This is a genomic window from Acinetobacter sp. YH12140 (genome assembly GCF_013418475.1).
Taxonomy (GTDB): domain Bacteria; phylum Pseudomonadota; class Gammaproteobacteria; order Pseudomonadales; family Moraxellaceae; genus Acinetobacter; species Acinetobacter amyesii.
The window spans coordinates 397365-416135 of record NZ_VPBZ01000002.1 but is presented as its reverse complement, the minus strand read 5'-3'; the positions used below and the strand labels follow the sequence as shown (position 1 = coordinate 416135).

The following is an 18771-nucleotide window of genomic DNA, read 5'->3' as shown; positions in this document are numbered from 1 at the left end:
CTAAAAATTATAATTGTGAACCAATAAAGAAATGTAAACGAATTGGTTTGCTGTCGTCAGAAAGTCCGGTAGCGACATCTAAACGAATTGGGCCAATTGGAGAAGCCCAACGTATCCCCACACCTGCGCTATATGCAGTCGGTGTATTGAAGTCTTTATCGTACGCATTACCAAAGTCACTAAAGACCGCAGCACGCCAGCCTTCTTTAAATTGGTAGTTATATTCTAATGAACCCGTTGCCAAGACTTGACCACCAATTTTATAGCCATTTTCTTCGGCAGCTAAACTCTTATAGTCAAAGCCACGAATGGTTTGGTCACCACCGGTAAAGTAGCGTAAGTTATAAGGAACTTTATCAAAGTTCTCTGTCAGAATATAACCTACATCACTGCGCCCCACGAACTGGTGATTATCATTTTCACCCAATGAATAAATAAAGCGCCAGCCCGCATTCAAGATCGCCATATCAACATCCGAAAGTAAGCTTTCACTTCCGACTTCAACTTTATAGGTTTGCTTTATCCCTTTACTTGGATTCACACGTTTATCTGAGTCGGTTCGAGAAATTTCATAGCCAAACATCAAGGACTGCTGTTCATTATTGGTATTCACTAAGAACGCATCTGGAATATCATCACTAGGATTAAGTCCGTCATCAGTAATACGGTCCAAACGATAACGTAAACCAAAGGTATGCTGCCAACTACCACGGGGGTTTTTAATAATCCGGTCCACACCCGCTACAGCAGATTCAATGGAAAGATTAACACCTTGACCGACATCGTCACGTTCTTCACGTTCATAACCACCGACTAAGCTGACATAGTCATTTAATGGATGGTTATATGGAATGTTATAGCGACCATCAATCGATTGACGGATTTTGGATACTTCCATGTTGGCGTCAAAAGAATGACCACGTTTGTTTACAATGGCACGACGATACTGGCCACGAACACGTGTACCGGTGTCGGTACCAAAACCAGCACCAATTTCTGCACTATTCAACTTATCTGCATTTAGTGTCACGATCACAGGGACTTTTTTATCTTCACGTGCTTGCGCTTTTAAACGTTCTTGTTCTGCTTGTTTAGCATCTTGCGTATCTTGCAAACTGCGTAATTTAGAGGATTGCTCTGCATCATTCACCCCCGCAAATTGGTCTTCATCAACCACTTTTTGCGTGACTTCCTTATTCGACATCACTTCCGTTTTGTCTTTCACCACTTGTGAACTTTCAGACAACTGATTTTGATCGACCAAGGTCTGAATATCTGGTGGCAGTTCAAGCGGCTTTTCAATTGGGTCTGGACGAATCGCATCAACTAAGGTGTAGTTAAAATAGCGAGAGTTGGTCAGGTTATTGGCTAAACCATTTACACGCCAGAAAGTATAATCAGCACCGTCTTTCCACGTCACCAAACTTTCTAAAATATCGCGATCCAATGGAAATTCTGCATTAGGATCACTCATTCGAAATTCGACTTCGCCAAGCTTATAACGCTCACCCGTTTCAAATCGCAAATTTATATCGGCTGTATTTTGTGGTTGAGCCACTCTTACATCGTGCAAACGCCAGTACGAGTCGAAATAACCGTTATTAGTTGCTGCATCATTGATTCGGCTTTTCGTGGTTTCGTATTCACCATGATTAAGAATGTCACCTTCTTCCTGATCTGGTAATACACCAATCACCTGAAACTGAGCTTGGTTCGCCCCAGCCCCAGAAAATTCAACATTCTGTTTTTCAATTTGCACAGGCGTATTTGGTGTAACCAATACACGAACTTTACTATCAGACACTTTTTCAAACTTGAATTCTGACTGATAGAAACCCACAGCTTGTGCGGCTTGATTGGACAAGCTACGTAATTGAGGTAAAGCCGATGAAAAATCGCTAAAGGATTCTTGGGTAAAACTTGAAAGCTTGCCTTTAATATTGGCTTTGAGATCTTCCAGTGCCGCACCGTAGGCTTTACTCGACGTTTGACTGGTATTATGTGCTGATGTAATTTCAACATCCGCACTAATTCGTGGCACTTTTGCCGTGTTCATCTGACGTGGCGGACGTACTTTATATAATAAGCGCTTGAAAATACCCGGCTCTGCATCATCCTCAACTGTTGGGTTATGCAGCTCTTGCAGAGTATTGGCATTTTCATTTCGTGTCGCGGTAATTTCATTATCCGAACGAATTTCACCCATGAGCTGATCAATATTGACTGGCGCTTGGTTAATTTCCGTTAACTCTTTTTGGGTAATATCTGCAACAGCAACTTCTGTTTGCTGTGTTGCACGGTACTCCTGCGCTTGACGTTTGGCTTCTTCAGCAACTTGGAAGATTTCATTCGCCATGTTTTGATCAACAGGTGTCACGGGTAAGTTTTCTAAATCTTCAAACTCAATGGGTTTAAATTCTTGTAGTTGAGTTCCTGCTTGCTGCTGTTCTTGCAGCATTTTCATGCTATCAACAGATTCTTCTGGTTCATTTATATTTTCAATTTTTTCAATTGCTTCAGGCGTCGATAGCCCTTGCTTTACAGCCTCATCCTTGATTTCAGCAACAATCTCTGCTTTTGTATCGGTAGATGTTGGAACCGTTTCTGCGGGAGTTTGGGCGAAACTATGCTGAGCACACAAGGTCAAAAAGATGCTCATATATAGACTTTTATTGCTATGATGCTGTCGTATGCAGTGAGCCATACTGTGATGAAGCATTGTTTTTTTAAACTTGATTTTTGCAGGCATAGCAAACTCTAACAAATTTCATTATGTAATGGACTTAGTCAATCAGATGTAGAGCTAAAGATCTTATATCTATTGGTTTTTCGCCATCCCCAAACTCAAAAACATATTACATGATTTTTTTAGAGATTTTACCAATCACTCACATTTCTTAATAAAACTTAATGTAGCAAGACGCTTATGAATAACAACGAACATCTGCTAGGTACACGCCGTTTCCTGCCTATGTTTTTGACCCAATTTTTTGGGGCGCTCAATGACAATGTCTATAAACAGGCTTTACTACTCGTTATCACTTATGGACTAATTCAACAGCAAGCATTTCAAGTAAGTACGCTTACAAATCTAGCTCAACTACTTTTTATTTTACCCTACTTTATATTTTCAGCGACAGCGGGACAGATCGCAGATCGGTTTGAACGTTCACAACTTATCCGTGGTATCAAAATTTTAGAAATTATCATCATGATGATTGGGAGTTTGGGCTTCATTACAGGACATATTTGGTTATTGTTATTGGCACTCTTTATGATGGGAATCCATTCCACCTTCTTTGGTCCAATCAAATATGCCATTTTGCCTGAAATTTTAAAGCCAAATGAACTCATGTCTGGAAATGCCTTATTCCAATCTGGTACATCCATGGCAATTTTGATCGGTATGATTTTAGGTGGAACTGTCATTGCATCTTCAAATGGCAATCTCACTTGGATCAGCCTGACAGTCTTAAGCATTGCTATTTTGGGTTATATCTCAAGTCGTTTTATCCTTAAGCAAAATGTGACTGCCCCAGATTTAAAGATCGACTGGAATTTTTTTCGAACAAGTTATCAAACCATCAAATACGCTAAAAGCTTGCCTTTAGTCTTCACAATTTTACTCGGTAATTCATGGTATTGGTTTTATGGTGCGGCTTATCTAACTCAAATTCCTCAAATGACCCAGCAATACCTGCATGCTTCAGAAAATGTTGTGAGTCTGTTACTCACTTTCTTTTCTGTGGGTGTTGGCGTCGGCTCATTGCTATGTCGCAGACTTGGTGGAAGTCAGGTCAATATTAAAATGGTGCCGATTGGTGCTGTGGGTTTAACTGTTTTTGCACTTTATTTGGCTGCAAGCTTAAGTTTTGTACCCGAACATACAGGTCCATTAATCACCCTTTCTGAAGTTTTCAGTCAAGGTTGGAGTTATTACCATGTCATGATTGCAGTGACGCTATTGGGAATCAGTGGTGGTTTTTATATCGTTCCGCTCTATGCGATGATGCAAGCTTATTCACCTCGCTCACATCGTGCGCGAGTCGTTGCCGCTAATAACATCTTAAATGCGGTATTTATGGTATCTTCTGCTTTATTCTGTATTATTATTTTGAGCATATTACAGATTGATATTAAAATACTTTTCTGCACGACTGCTGTACTTAGCGCCATTTTCTGTATTTGGCTGTTAAAACGAATCAAACCTTTGCTTCAAACTACGCAAGTCTCTCTGGAGGATTAATCCATGCGTCAATTTACAGGTGTCGACAAACTTATTCACTCATTTGATCAAGCCTTACGTAGTTTAGTACCTGGGGCGACTGCCGCACATCGAGAAAACCCTGCTAACATTGAAGAAACACAATTAGCAGTGAGTGAAGCGCGTCATGTTGCAGGTTTAATGCGGGTCAATCATAGTGGTGAAGTATGTGCACAAGCGCTCTATCATGGGCAAGCACTGACAGCAAAACTACCGAATGTACGCCGTGAAATGGAACAAGCAGCGATTGAAGAACAAGACCATTTAGCATGGTGTGAAGACCGCTTAAAAGAATTAGACAGCCATACCAGTCTGCTCAACCCTGTTTGGTACGGCCTTTCTTTTGGGATGGGTGCATTAGCAGGTATTGCCGGTGATAAATACAGCCTAGGTTTTGTCGCTGAAACTGAGCGTCAAGTGAGCCTGCATTTAGAAGATCACATCCGCCAACTTCCAGAACAAGACGAACGTTCACGTAAAATCTTAGTGCAAATGAATGAAGATGAACTGCATCACCGTGATACAGCACTCAATGCAGGTGGTGTAGACCTTCCTGTTCCAGTTCGTATTGCCATGACTGGTATTTCAAAGCTGATGACCAAAACCAGTTATTACATTTAATGATTTTCTAATGATTGTCGCTAAGTTTTATAAATAGTGAACAAAAAGCCTGCAATGATGCAGGCTTTTTCATAAGTAATGTTTTGACTCTAATACAATAATTCCTTCGCCATCAAAACAGTTTATAGGCTGCCATCGACTTGGTGTAAACCAATCAAAATTCAAACTATAAAGTTGCTCAGTGGACGGATAACCTGATCCACCTAATTCAAGCAGCCATCCTGCCGGACAAATTTCCTTTTGGTTATTAATCACAACAGAATGATCATGTGCCAATTCCAGCAATAAATGACGATCCAGCTCAAATGCAATAACATCAAATCCAGCTATTTGAATAAGCTCTGGAAAACGAGCCGAAGTCAGACCTTGACGAATATCAGTCATCTGTTCAAGAGAATAGTTGGTTTCAAATGATCGGTTAATCCACGTGCCTTCAGGCAGTACAACCTCTCCAAAGTTTAAAGGTTCCTGCAACTGTATATGAATTTTCTTTTGATGCTGCAACTCTGCATAGTCAGAAATTAGATCTGAAATCACGAACAATCCAAGCGTTACTGCAACAAATAAAGGGAAAAACAATACGCCAGATAAACCAATTTTAAGTGCCGCATTTACTTTATATGGTCGATTTTTTTGCTTTTTATACCAATTATTCCAACTCAACCAAATCGCAATGACGATAAATAGCACCAAAATCGCAAAGCAAATAATAAGGAAACCTCCCGCACCCGCACCATAACCTAAGCCCATATTGCTCTCACTAAATATCCCTTTAAATCTTTTAATTATGTTTTGACGACTTTATCAGATCAAACACTTGCACTTTATCAATGTTGATGATGCTTACGCCACCACCTCAACACCGTATAGAGCACACGGAAGAATACGATACATAAAATAACGGCAATAACGATGTAAATATCTTGATGATAAGGCAGCATTTTCGCCCAAAATAGATGTAAATAATGACTGATTTGGAAGCCAATCGTTGCGACCAACATCGCCCAAATAAAACAGGCAACCAAATTAATCAGCACATATTTCCAAACAGGATAAGCACGCACACCGACTGCAATAGGTAAAATAGTTCTAAAACCCCAAGCAAAGCGCATAAATAAAATGGTCAAAATAGGATAACATTCAATAAACTGGCTCGCACGATCGAATTTTTGTGCAAATTCTGCATTCGACTGGATAAGTTTTTGCCCATAGCGAGCGCCCATTTGATAATAAAACTGATCGCCAATAAAACTGCCTAACATCGCCACCGCAATCAACATTGGAAAATGAAGTATGTGTTGATGTACGGCATAGGCGCCAATCAGCAGCACTGTTTTCCCCTCAAACAATGTGCCAATAAAATCGCAATATAGCCATAGTGCTGAATCAGATCCGTCCAGTTCATATCATTATTTTGAAACTAAAAAGATAATGTAATCCTGCGACAGCCTATACGCTAGCTCATACCATGACAAGATTTGAATATTTTTGTTATTGTTTATCTAGCGTATTTAGGTCAGTTTGAAATATCACTCATGTGCATTGAAAACATTTCGTTTCATTCGCTCAATCCACTAAAACTTTTTGGCAACTCACCATAGGAAATTGATGTGCTGGATGTTCAAACATCTCATTTTTCCAAATGTCCAACATTGGTATTTTAACATCGAGTGCTAAAGGCAGTTTTTTCGGATTAAACTGCATGTGCGCTAAGCTTTCGCCCCACGCGATCAGATCCAGATCCAAAGCGATATTATGAGACGGACGAACACGACCTGAGTCTGCTTCCATTTTTTTCAGTAAGGTGCTGATTTCATCTACAGATAAACTGCTTTTCACCAAACAAGCTGCATTCCAATAATCCGCCCCAATGCCATCACGACAAGGAATCACATAAATTTTGGAAAATTCAGCATGACCCAAAGCCTGAATTTGACGTAAAGCCTGTTGAAAATGCGGTTTGGGATTGAAATTACTCGCCAGAGCTAGGGCGAAAATCGTTTCGGTGGCGTTCAAGACGAATTCCTACAGAATTGGCTTGCGCGATAATGGCAGGCTTCCGGATGGTAATCATAATAGATTCAATGCTGTCATAGGTAGCAAAAAGTGCATCAATCACCAGTTTTGCTGCATGTTCGATCAATTTAGGTTGAGCAGTTTGAATGACTTTGGCTGATATTTCGCAAATTTCAGCATAATTCAAGGTATCTTCAAGCTCATCTGACTGAGCCGCCTGCGCTAAACTGGTTTGAATATTGAGGTCGAGCATCAAAGGCTGAATAATCTGACGCTCCCAATTGAAACAGCCGACGACAGTCTCAACTTTCAAACCTTCAATGATAATTGCGTCCATTCTTACACTCAAAATAAAATCTTAAACATCAATAAAATCCTCCTGTTTAAGCAAGAGGATTTTATTTATATCTTGCGGCTAAATTATTGCTTCAACAATAAATTAGGGTCCATAGTCTGCACCATTTGAATGCGCTGGTCTGCATAAATATCAGTATACGGCGCAAGGATGCGCATAAAGCGATCGAAGTACAACATTTGTTTGAATAATAAAGCGAAGTCACGTGGGAAGCGAATACCATGACGCTCTCCGACTTGTACCATATCCATCATAATGTCATTCAAATCGGCAGGATTTGAGGTTAATAATTCCTGTGGATCAGCCAAAAGCACACCGCTAAATAAGCGCTCTAAGTCGGCAGCTAAGACTTGTGTGTCAATTTTGACAGCCGTCATGCCCATTTTCAGCATATTTTCAGCCATCAAGTTGTAGTCAGTTTTTTGTAGGGCATCCATAAACGCAATACATGCTGTCCACACTTCAGGTTTCAACTGGCCCACGATACCAAAATCGATGAAGCCAACTCGACCATCTTCAAGCAGCATCAGGTTGCCTGCATGTAAGTCTGCATGGAAACTATTACATAACATCAAGCTGCCAAACCATGTATTCATCGCTGTTACCAAAACTTGCGATGGATCTTTAGCGACTTTCTTGACCACATCAAAATCAGTCAATGGTACGCCGTATAAACGTTCCATCGTTAAGACTCGACGTGTTGAATATTGGTGATAAACCTTTGGTGCTGTTGCGGCTTTGTTTTGAGTTACATTCAGATAATTCACAAAGTCGTCAAGATTTTGAGCTTCTTCAATAAAGTCCACCTCACGTACCATGCGAACTTTAATTTCTTCAACAATATCTGCAAGTGAGGCAAATTTAACTTTGGGTACAGCTTTTTCAACCAATTTAGTAGCCCAATGTAAGACGTTTAAATCTGTATAGAGAATCGTCTCGACACCCGGTTTTTGCACCTTAATAACAACATTTTCACCAGTGACCAATTTAGCGGCATGCACCTGTGCAATCGATGCAGAAGCTAAAGGCTTTTCATCAATTGAAGCAAATATTTCATCTAAATTACGACCAGCAAATTCTGAAGCCAATACCTGCTGCACATAACTAAACGGCAATGAAGGTGTCTGATCTAAACAGCCTTGGAACTCTTCGACATATTCACGTGGAAATAAAGAAGGTGTACTTGCAATAAATTGACCCAATTTAATATAGGTTGAACCCAGTGATTCAAAAGTTTCACGCATGAGTTTTGCGTTACTTGGTTTTTCAGTTGCATATTTAAAGCCGGCTTTTGCAGCAACGACTGCGGTCTCACCCATTCGGGCAACCGAGCGAATTCCATCTAACCAGATATTGTTTTTCATAATGTCTTAGAAAAAAATAATTAACGTGAGTGTAGCAAAAAAATAAGGGCTTGCTGCTTTATCTTGCCTGACAGATTGGACAATCGGGATCTATTTCAAAAGCGAGAATTTTTTGTTTCATTGACAGACCATCCCACAACAAAAGTTTTTGTTTCAATACTGTCTTTCCTAAACCCAAATAAAGCAAAGCATGATGAGCTTGCAAACTTGCCATAACATTTGGTGTGGTTGCAAGCACACCCGAGTCTGCACAGCGCAAACTTTCATTGGCTTGTTGTTCTTTTGGAAATAGACATTCATAACATGCCGCGTTTCCTTCGACCATAAACAGTTGCCCTTGGAAACCAATCGCTGAAGCACTAATCAGCGCCACATTATTTTCTACGCAGCTCACATTGACCAAATAACGCGTGCTGAAATTATCACAACCGTCGAGAACCAAATCTTGCTGTGAAATCAATGCCTTTGCGTTGCTTTCATCTAATTTTGTGGTATAGCTTTGCACTCGGATATGAGGGTTAATCGCTTGTAAGCGTTTAGCCAAAATTTCCGATTTATAAAAACCTACGTCATTTTTGGTATACGCGATTTGTCGTTGCAAATTACTGATTTCAATTCGATCTGCATCGATTAAAGTAATTTGTCCGACGCCTGCACGTGCCAATAATTCGGCTGTGATACACCCAATTCCACCACACCCTACGATGAGTACATTTGCAAGTTTTAGCTTCTCTTGTGCATCGATGTCCCATCCATCAAGCAATATTTGACGGCTGTATAAATGCATTTCATCATCACTTAATTCAAATTCAGATGTTGATTCATTCGATTTAAACGTAGACAAAGTATTTCCTTATTAAAATTCGTCAAGCATAAAAAATGGGCGAGTTTATATCGCAGGCAAAAGATTAAAAACACCGATATCCATCAAATGTTGTTCGAGTACAAACCCGAAACAGTGTAAAAACACCCTGCTATTTGAGCAAGACAATATACAGCTTAAAGTTAAAATAAATGCTCTGTAGACATGGTATTTTTCTTAGTTAGCGTATCTTCAATTACACTATTTAAAATACAGTATCTCAGACACCTTAGTATGTAGAAACATCATAGAGGTATAGCGTATACATGTTTTAAAAATAATAAATAAAAAATATAGTTATATTTTTAAACATATTTAGTTGCACTAGAGCTGCTTACATTAAATTCATTTTAATGATTCTTTTCTACCTTAGCCTCAAAAAATAAAACTTAATTCAAGACATTTTAAGCGTTTATGTATGCAAAGAGATTTAATCCGTAGGTATATGTATGAATTCAGTGAGAATTAAATTGCTGACATAATATGTTCGATAAACTTATGAGCTAACACACATTATTCAAATACTTTGTGCTCAGTCATATTTACCCCTTTACCCCAAAGTGATTACTTAAAAGTGGAGAATAAAAATGTCACAAGAATACGTTGAACAAGATCAGCGACAAAAATTATGGGAACTCATTAAAGACGTGCGTTTCACCATGATTAGCCATGTCACTGACAAGCAAGAAATTCATTCTCAACCTATGACCATGCTTAATTCTGATAAGATGAATGAGCATGAAAATATCTATTTTCTTATGAAAGAAAACAATGACCTTGTAGAGGCAGTCAATGCAGGTCGTAATCATCTTGGATTAGCATTCGCTAAACCTTCAGACGATATTTATGTATCAATTAGTGCTCATGGAGAAATCAGTACAGATGCGGCCCTAATCGATAAATTATGGAATCCTTGGGCTGAAAACTGGTTCGATGGCAAGACTGATCCTACTGTTCGCGTTTTGATAGCTAATGCTATTAGTGCAGAATTCTGGAATGTCAAAGACAATAAAGTCACCCATTTATTCAAAGTTTTGAAGGGCAATTTAACGGGTAAAACTCAAGAACTTGATACTGAACATAATACCCTGAACTTAGAATAAATGATTTTATTGATTCGAATTAATGCTTTAATTTTAGGTTAATTTGGATTGTCCCATAGTTAGTCAAGTGCATATATGATCTCGAATGAATGGTTTCACCAGCTCAAACATCAATTTAAAAAAGGCTGCATCAAGCAGCCTTTTTTGCGTATATAAATTGACTCAACTGACCTTTTGAATTAATTGCGCTTTGGCCACTTCTTGTTGCTTTAACAAGTTACGTTGGATTTTTCCACTCGATGTTTTAGGCAACCCATCTACAAATTCAATTTCTTTTGGATAAGCATGCTTGGATAAACGAGATCGTACATAGGCTTGTAGTTTATCCATGAGTTCTGAACTTGCTTGATATTGTGGTTTCAATACCACAAAAGCTTTAACCAATTCAGTTCGCTCAGGATCAGGCTTACCGACAACTGCCGACTCTAAAACCTCTTCACACTCTAATAATGTGCTTTCCACATCGAAAGGCCCTACACGATAGCCTGACGTTGTAATGACATCGTCTGCACGACCAACAAAATCAATGCCGCCTTCTTCGTTTAAACGAACGGTATCACCGGTTAAATAGTAGTTCCCGACAAAGGCTTTACGGTTATTGCCACCATAGCCTGTAAACCACATGAGTGGAGATTGCGACCAATCTAATGCCAATGTTCCAATGCCACCGCGTTCAATTTCTTGATAGTCTTTATTAAGCACCGCGAAACGATGGCCCGGTATAGCAAAACCGGCTGAACCCACTTTTTTGTAGTGTTCTAAAGCGTGATGATTTGCAATCACCATACCGAGTTCTGTTTGCCCATATTGGTCATAAATATTGACGTTTAAATCGTGATTAAACCATTGAATCACTTCGGGCGTTAGTGGCTCTCCTGCACTACTCACAACCCGTAAATGTGATTTTATGGATGCGTCAAATTTTTCTTTGAAGCCAAAGAACATACGAAAAGCCGTTGGAGAACCGGTCAAATTACTGACTTTATATTTTTTGATGACTTGAAGTGCATGATCAACACTAAAAGCCCGTTCATCCATAATAATGCTGTGTCCTAAACTTAATGGCCCTGCAATTCCATAGTACAAACCATAAGCCCAACCCGGATCTGCCAAATTCCAAAATGAATCTTCATCACGCAAATCAACCGCATGTGTCATATACCCTTTAAATGCCAACAACGCTTTGTGCGGCACAGGTACAGACTTGGCTAAACCGGTCGTTCCTGAGGTAAACATCATTAAAAATTCATCATCAAATGAACGAGGTACTGAGTTAAATGTGGTGTCATGCAGTTGCAGCTCTGACCAAAAGTCAGGATCTGTCTGAATCGCTTGATCAGCATGTACAGTTAAAATATGCGGTAAATCAATATAATTGAGTTTTGAGCGTTGCTCAGTGTTGGTTACAATCAGCTTTGTTCCCGCAGTTTGCACCCGATGTTCAATCGCTTTGGATTCAAATGCCGTAAACAACGGTTGATAAATTGCCCCTATACGCCATGTTGCCAATACGGTGATCAATAACTCTGCTGTGCGGGGTAATAGACCTGCAATGCAATCACCTGCTTTCAATCCAATGCGTTGATAATAATTTGCCAATTGTGCAGAAGCTAAATCTAATTGCTCAAAAGTCCATTGCTCAGATTCACCATTCTTGCCTTCCCAAATCAGCGCAGTTCGATTTTGCCCAACATAGCGCCCACAACATTCATCATAAGCATTGATTGAACTTGGCGTACCGACCAATTGTTCTGCAACCATTTTTTCAAAATTAAAATCACGATATGCTTGTTCTAGTGTCTTCATGACGACAATTCCTATCCTGTTCTCTATGATTCAAAGTGCAAGACTTTGAGGTTTATTGATCTTGTTGTTGTACCGCTGCGTACTAGTGACGATTCCTTTGCCACATCCGCTTTTACTGCTTTTCTATACACCGATTGCAATGTCGGTTTTTTAGTTTTGAAACATTTACTTTGTTAAACAATCTATTCTTAGACTGTCTATACCTAGATAACCATGTTTGGATATCCCCTGCAATTTCCATAACCATCAATACCATTGCAGGGTTTGAACATCGACCAAAGTCTATTTTTTAATCAATCATCCTTTGGTGACTTCACGTGCAATCACCAGACGTTGAATGTCCGATGCACCTTCATAGATTTGGCTGACACGTACATCACGATAAATACGTTCAACTGGGAAATCAGATACATAACCGTAGCCTCCATGGATTTGAATAGCATCTGAACACACCCGTTCAGCCATCGTCGATGCAAAAAGTTTAGCCATCGAGGCTTCTTTTAAGCATGGAAAACCTGCATCTTTTAACGTTGCTGCATGGAAAATTAACTGGCGTGCTGCCTCAATTTGGGTAGCCATATCCGCGAGGCGAAATGCCACGGCCTGATGCTGAACAATCTCCACCCCAAATGCCTTGCGTTCATTGGCATATTCAACGGCTGCATCTAATGCTGCTCGTGCCATACCCACAGACTGCGCTGCAATACCAATTCGACCTGACTCTAGGTTTGATAAGGCAATTTTATAGCCTTCACCCTCTTGGCCTAAAAGACTATCCGCAGGAATACGACAGTCATCTAAAACAATCGTTGCAGTATCGGAACAATGCTGACCCATTTTGTCTTCTAATCGCGATACGATATAACCCGGTGCATCCGTCGGTACTAAAAAGCACGAAATCCCTTTTTTACCTGCAGATTTATCCGTTACCGCAAAAACCAAGGCTACTTGTGCATGTTTTCCTGTAGTAATAAATTGCTTGGTGCCATTTAACACCCACTCATCACCATCACGCTCCGCTTTGCATTCCAACGCACTCGCATCTGAACCCACTTGTGGTTCTGTTAGGCAAAAACAACCTAACCATTCGCCAGTGGCTAATTTTTTTAAGTATTTTTCTTTTTGTGCTTCTGTACCATAACGTTGCGTAATGCCACATGGCAGTGAGTTTTGTACGCTGACAATCGTCGAAATCGCACCATCGCCAGCAGCAATTTCTTCTAAGGCAACAACCAAAGACACATAGTCTAAACCTGCACCACCCCATTCATCCGAAACCGTCATGCCTAAAGCACCTAGCTCACCCAGTTCCTTAAGTTCTTGTTCAGGAAATGCTGCCGTTTTGTCACGCTCAGCTGCCGTTGGTTTCAGTTTTTCTTGCGAATAGCTTCGCATCATGTCCTGAACCATTTTTTGTTCATCATTTAAAATCATGAGACTTCCTTTTCTAAATCTTTTATAGCGCGTATAGCTTTAAATTTTGGATAACTGCGGAATTAAAAATACTTTGGCTGTATAAAGCAAAGTTGGATACACGACGACGTCATTTGCAACTGTCTGAGGCAAGACGCCATTAATCTCTAATGTTTCTGTAACCTGTAAATCAATAAATATTTGATGACGAGTTTTGCAAATGACAATAGTTTGGTTACTTTTGCCGAAACAAAAGTAACGAGATGAACTACTGTCAACGAAGTTATTCTCGATATGACTCCGTCGTAGAAGCCTGAATAAGCAGTTTTAATAAATAACTATTTAGGCTGCATACGAATCGCGCCATCAAGACGAATCACTTCGCCATTGAGATAAGCATTTTCAAAAATATGCGTCACTAATTTTGCAAACTCTTGTGGTTTTGCTAAACGTGGAGGGAATGGCACCATTTGCCCCAAAGCATCTTGTACATTTTGTGCTAAGCCTTTGAGCATCGGCGTTTCCATAATGCCCGGAGCAATGGTCATCACACGGATTGATTCACGTGCAAGCTCACGTGCAAGAGGTAATGTCATTGCAACCACTGCCCCTTTGGATGCTGCATAAGCCGACTGACCAATTTGACCATCGAAAGCCGCAACCGACGCCGTATTCACAATCACCCCACGCTCTTCTTCACCCGCTTTTAATTCATATTTAGCAATCAGTTGTGCCGCATAGCGCAGCATATTGAATGTACCTGAAACATTAATATTTAATACTTTTTGGAACATCGCCAAATCATGTAATCCGTCACGACCTAAAACTTTTGCAGAGGGTGCGATACCTGCGCAGTTCACTAAGCCATTAAGTTGACCAAATTCCGCTTCAACTTGTGCAAAGAAAGCGCCTACCGCTTGTTCATCGGTAACATCCAATTGAACAAATTTAGCATGATCACCCAGTTGATGTTGCATTGCTTCGCCATGCTCATGATTCATATCCACAATAATCACTTTGGCACCCAAGCCAATCAGATGTGTTGCTGTCGCAGCGCCTAGTCCTGATGCACCACCTGTCACAACAAAAACTTTTCCTTTAATGTCCATAGCATTTCCCTATTTACGATATCTTGTTTTAAATTCGACTTAAGATGCAGAGTAAACAGAGAATTTATTCAGTACAATTTCCAAATGTTGCATCTTTTCTGATGTATTTGGACAATTCTGAACAAGGACCTATCCGCACATATGCCGAAGCATGGACTCGAATACAGTAAAGGGACGATTTCTATCGACTTGGTGCATGAAGCATTACACGATGCGCAAAAAAAGCACTTTGATATTTCTTCTATTTTACAAAAGTCTGGTATACCCTCAGAGTTACTGCTATCAAGTAAGACCAGAGTTTCCGTTTCACAATATGCGGCTTTATGGACTCATCTTGCAGATGTGATGGATGATGAATTTTTTGGCATGGATCGGCATGCCATGCGACGTGGTAGTTTTAAGCTACTGTCGAAAATGGTCATGCATAACAGTACCTTGGGTGATGCACTCAAGCAAATCCTACAATTTTTAAATCTGGTTTTAGATGACTTGCATAGTGATTTAATCATTGAAGATCACTTTGCTTATATCGTGATCTATGACCAACATGCGCCTAAACGCATGTTCAGCTATGCCACATATTTAATGCTTATCCATACGCTACTGTGCTGGCTAAGTGGTCAACGGATTTTATTAAACCAAATCCAATTTAAATGCGATGCACCACTTGATGATCACGACTATAAAGTCCGCTTCTGTGAAAATATTCATTACCAAGCCAGTCAAAACTATATACAGCTCGATGCCAGTTATTTAAGTCTACCAATCAAACAAGACACACGTTCGTGGTATCAATTCTTACAACAAACACCTGAAAACCTTTTGGTACGCTTTAAAAACCCGTATGCGCTCAGCAGCCAAATTCGTAAACAACTGTTAGACGTTTCTCCTGCTGAATGGTTAGAGTTTTATGAGTTGGCGGTCAAAATGAATATGTCGGAAGCCACGATGCATCGCCGTCTTAAAAGTGAAGGTGTGAGTTATCAACAACTCAAAAATGATATCCGACGAGATACCGCCATCGATTTTTTAACCCATACCGATAAAAGCTTACAAGATATCAGTGAAGAACTAAATTTTCATGATCCGAGTGCTTTCCATCGGGCTTTTAAAAAATGGACAGGCGTCAGTCCTGGTGCATATCGACAAAATAATGCGCCTGAATTCAAGGCCTAGAATTTGATATTCGCTATTTATAAATTGAATATTCATCTAATTAATAGAAAATCAATAACTTAAAAATATTCAATAAATAGACTGACCATTCATCCTTGAATGATTGCTACTTTAGTCTAATTAGGTTATTTTTCACTCAATTTAAAGCGTTTTGCTTATTTATTTTCCAATTCTCCTGCATCTCCTTGAAAGGCTTTCCTATGCTTAAGATGATTGATGTTCTTGAACAACAACTTGTTCAAAACTTTTCAGATTCTCTTTTCACTCAGATTGACGCAATTGATGACCTGTTTCATGAACAGCTTAAAACTGTCGCAGATATCGATTTGCAAAATTTAATCTCACAATTTTTTAGCACTGAAAATGCAGTTGAAGTTGCTCATGCGCTGGATATTCAAGCGGATGACATTGAAGCAATTCAAGCGGGTGCAAATCTAAAAGATGAAAATTTAGTGAGTGCAACTGCAAAAATTATTGCTTACTGTCTTGCAGTAGAAACAGCAGCTTTAGAACAAGTTGAAGTTTTCGATAGCTTACAAGATTACCCAATGTAAGTATTGATCACATATAAAAAGCAGCGAAAGCTGCTTTTTTATTGGAAAAGTTATTTTAAGTCTGTAATTCACTATAATTTTTGAATATTCTTTACACTAAAATATCTAAGCATTTTTCATGCAAGTTTACACATTAATTTATATAACGAAATTTCATCATAATTAAATCCAATAAAGTATTTTAAATCAAATACCTATATTTGATTTATACGCTTATCTCGATTTCTATTATTCTTAGCATTTATTCTGTTTTGTTTCTGAAATATTTCCGTCGTATCTATGTGCTCATAATTCAACACTTGATTGTGAACGATATAACTTCCCTATTTAAAAGCTCAAAACTAATTTTTTTCTACGCTGACATTCAGCCTATTCAGTAGCTCTATCTTTGCTGCTATTCCTTCGACACTCAAACTGGATTATGCCTACTATGCACCGACCAGTTTAGTGGTGAAGGAACAAAAACTCTTAGAAAAAGCTTTACCCAAGACACAAATTAAATGGGTCTTTAGCCAAGGCAGTAATCGCTCACTCGAATATCTCAATAGTGGCAGTGTGGATTTTGCCTCAACAGCAGGACTTGCAGCCGTTTTGAGTCGTGCCAATGGCAGTCCGATTAAAACCGTATATATACAGTCACAGCCTGAATGGACGGCATTGCTTGTGGCAAAAAACTCTCCGATTAAAAGTCTGAAAGACCTCAAAGGCAAAAAAATTGCAGCGACCAAAGGAACCGATCCATTCATGTTTACATTGCAGTCGTTGGAAACAGTCGGCCTCAATAAACGTGATGTGCAATTGGTACATTTACAACATCCTGATGGAAAAACAGCTTTAGAACGTGGTCAAGTCGATGCATGGGCGGGATTAGATCCACTCATGGCATCTGCACAGGTACAATCAGGCGCACGTTTGCTGTATAGAAATGTGGGTTTTAACAGCTATAGTGTTTTAAGTACCAAACAACAATTTAGCCAGCAAAGTCCTGAAGCCGTTGAAGCTGTGATTAAAGCCTATGAACAAGCACGACAATGGGCCAAAGCCAATCCAGATAAATTAGCCGAATTATTGGCACGTGAGTCTAAGCTTCCATTGGCTGTTGCCAAGCTCCAGTTAAGTCGTACCAACTTTGAGCAAAATATCCCAACAGCTAAACACATTGCGGCCTTAAAGAAATCTGGCACGATTTTGACTGAGGAAGATTTAGTTCGTAAAGGTACCAATGTCAATCAAGTCATTGACCATCTTTTTGATGCACGTTATGCGAAAAAGGTTGTGAAATAACATGTCATCATCAGTGACTCAACCCAAAATCGATACAGCGGTTTCGACCGCTTCCGATTCATCAAACCACATAAAACCCAAGTTGATCTTGATTTTAAAAGGTCTTGCTCTACCTGTGGTTTTATTGCTGCTATGTGAAATCTTGGTCAAAAATGGTGTTATCGAACCGTATCTACTCCCCGCTCCGAGTAGTCTTTGGCAGTCATTTATAGCGTTATCTGAAGGTGAACTTTGGCAGCATATCTGGACCAGTACTTGGCGGGTATTTTTAGGCTTTTTTATTGGTAGCGGACTTGCTCTGATTTTTGCACTCTTAGTCGGTTTGAACAAACAAACCGAAGCATTTTTGGAACCTACATTTTCAGCAATTAAATCTATCCCTAGTTTGGCATGGATTCCCTTACTGCTCTTATGGTTAGGTATTGATGAATCCTCAAAAATCACCCTCATTGCCATAGGTGCTTTTTTCCCGACCTATACCAATACCGTTGCAGCGATTCAAGGTGTAGACCGAAAACTCATTGAAGTTGCACAAGTTTATCGTTTGAAATATTTCAGGCAGATTCGTGAGATTATTTTACCTGCTGCATCGCCGGGTATACTTACAGGCTTACGCAATAGTTTAAGTTTGGCATGGATGTTTATGATTGCAGCAGAGCTGATTGCAGCCACGCAAGGTATTGGCTATTTGCTCAGTGATGGTCGTGAAACCTCACGTCCAGATATCGTAATTATTGCCATTATTCTATTGGCGTTCTTAGGGAAAATCACCGATAGCCTGATGAAATATCTAGAACAATATCTATTGCGTTGGCGTGATGTTGTGAAGTAACGTATTTTCCAT

At 39.6% G+C, this 18771-nt stretch carries 17 protein-coding genes; 7 read left to right on the top strand and 10 right to left on the bottom strand.

The genetic code is table 11. The annotated features are described in order from the left end of the window. Positions 1-7 precede the first annotated feature (7 nt). Positions 8-2749 carry an autotransporter assembly complex family protein gene (locus FTU75_RS03555; RefSeq protein ID WP_180115145.1) on the bottom strand — a complete coding sequence of 914 codons (2742 nt, stop codon included), beginning with the start codon at positions 2747-2749 and terminating at the stop codon, positions 8-10. Between the two features lie 177 nt (positions 2750-2926). Between FTU75_RS03555 and FTU75_RS03550 the strand changes: the two genes are divergently transcribed. Continuing rightward, positions 2927-4246 carry an MFS transporter gene (locus tag FTU75_RS03550; RefSeq protein ID WP_180115144.1) on the top strand — a complete coding sequence of 440 codons (1320 nt, stop codon included), beginning with the start codon at positions 2927-2929 and terminating at the stop codon, positions 4244-4246. Between the two features lie 3 nt (positions 4247-4249). Continuing rightward, positions 4250-4885, top strand: coding sequence for a 2-polyprenyl-3-methyl-6-methoxy-1,4-benzoquinone monooxygenase (gene coq7 / locus FTU75_RS03545; protein WP_180023519.1), 636 nt, complete (start codon positions 4250-4252; stop codon positions 4883-4885). Positions 4886-4954: 69 nt separating this feature from the next. Here coq7 and FTU75_RS03540 read toward each other — a convergent pair whose 3' ends face one another. The 6 genes from FTU75_RS03540 to FTU75_RS03515 form a co-directional block, all read right to left on the bottom strand. Beyond that, a complete protein-coding gene (locus tag FTU75_RS03540; RefSeq protein WP_180115143.1) occupies positions 4955-5635 on the bottom strand; it encodes a hypothetical protein in 681 nt (226 codons plus the stop codon). Between the two features lie 77 nt (positions 5636-5712). Next, entirely contained in the window at positions 5713-6216 is a 504-nt protein-coding gene (locus tag FTU75_RS03535; RefSeq protein WP_373685841.1) for a DedA family protein, read from the bottom strand. A 235-nt stretch (positions 6217-6451) separates the two neighbouring features. Further along, positions 6452-6901 carry a 2-amino-4-hydroxy-6-hydroxymethyldihydropteridine diphosphokinase gene (locus FTU75_RS03530; protein ID WP_180115142.1) on the bottom strand — a complete coding sequence of 150 codons (450 nt, stop codon included), beginning with the start codon at positions 6899-6901 and terminating at the stop codon, positions 6452-6454. Next, positions 6858-7238 carry a dihydroneopterin aldolase gene (gene folB / locus FTU75_RS03525; RefSeq protein ID WP_111884985.1) on the bottom strand — a complete coding sequence of 127 codons (381 nt, stop codon included), beginning with the start codon at positions 7236-7238 and terminating at the stop codon, positions 6858-6860. The genes FTU75_RS03530 and folB overlap by 44 nt, the downstream gene beginning before the upstream one ends. An 83-nt stretch (positions 7239-7321) precedes the next feature. Further along, positions 7322-8620, bottom strand: coding sequence for an AarF/ABC1/UbiB kinase family protein (locus FTU75_RS03520; RefSeq protein WP_180040380.1), 1299 nt, complete (start codon positions 8618-8620; stop codon positions 7322-7324). Between the two features lie 58 nt (positions 8621-8678). Further along, the gene (locus FTU75_RS03515; RefSeq protein WP_180115170.1) at positions 8679-9407 is read right to left on the bottom strand and encodes a HesA/MoeB/ThiF family protein; all 729 of its coding nucleotides are present in this window, start codon (positions 9405-9407) and stop codon (positions 8679-8681) included. A 662-nt stretch (positions 9408-10069) separates the two neighbouring features. On the opposite strand from FTU75_RS03515, the gene FTU75_RS03510 reads away from it, so the two are divergent. Further along, a complete protein-coding gene (locus tag FTU75_RS03510) occupies positions 10070-10585 on the top strand; it encodes a pyridoxamine 5'-phosphate oxidase family protein (RefSeq protein ID WP_180035261.1) in 516 nt (171 codons plus the stop codon). Positions 10586-10747: 162 nt separating this feature from the next. Here the strand turns inward: FTU75_RS03510 and FTU75_RS03505 are convergent, their stop codons facing one another. The 3 genes from FTU75_RS03505 to FTU75_RS03495 form a co-directional block, all read right to left on the bottom strand. Continuing rightward, positions 10748-12391: an AMP-binding protein gene (locus FTU75_RS03505; RefSeq protein WP_180115141.1), complete on the bottom strand. Its 1644-nt coding sequence runs from the start codon at positions 12389-12391 to the stop codon at positions 10748-10750. A 297-nt stretch (positions 12392-12688) separates the two neighbouring features. Further along, positions 12689-13825, bottom strand: coding sequence for an acyl-CoA dehydrogenase family protein (locus tag FTU75_RS03500; RefSeq protein ID WP_168377726.1), 1137 nt, complete (start codon positions 13823-13825; stop codon positions 12689-12691). A gap of 317 nt (positions 13826-14142) precedes the next feature. Then, on the bottom strand, positions 14143-14913 hold the full coding sequence (locus tag FTU75_RS03495) for a 3-hydroxyacyl-CoA dehydrogenase (protein WP_180115140.1): 771 nt from the start codon (positions 14911-14913) through the stop codon (positions 14143-14145). A gap of 141 nt (positions 14914-15054) precedes the next feature. Between FTU75_RS03495 and FTU75_RS03490 the strand changes: the two genes are divergently transcribed. From FTU75_RS03490 to FTU75_RS03475, 4 genes are all read left to right on the top strand, one after another. After that, complete coding sequence (locus FTU75_RS03490; protein WP_180115139.1) at positions 15055-16089, top strand: AraC family transcriptional regulator; 1035 nt, start codon at positions 15055-15057, stop codon at positions 16087-16089. Positions 16090-16289: 200 nt separating this feature from the next. Next, on the top strand, positions 16290-16643 hold the full coding sequence (locus tag FTU75_RS03485) for a hypothetical protein (RefSeq protein ID WP_111884287.1): 354 nt from the start codon (positions 16290-16292) through the stop codon (positions 16641-16643). Positions 16644-17000: 357 nt separating this feature from the next. Then, entirely contained in the window at positions 17001-17927 is a 927-nt protein-coding gene (locus tag FTU75_RS03480) for an aliphatic sulfonate ABC transporter substrate-binding protein (protein ID WP_180115169.1), read from the top strand. Position 17928: 1 nt separating this feature from the next. Then, positions 17929-18759: an ABC transporter permease gene (locus FTU75_RS03475; RefSeq protein ID WP_180115138.1), complete on the top strand. Its 831-nt coding sequence runs from the start codon at positions 17929-17931 to the stop codon at positions 18757-18759. The last annotated feature ends 12 nt before the right edge of the window (positions 18760-18771 follow it).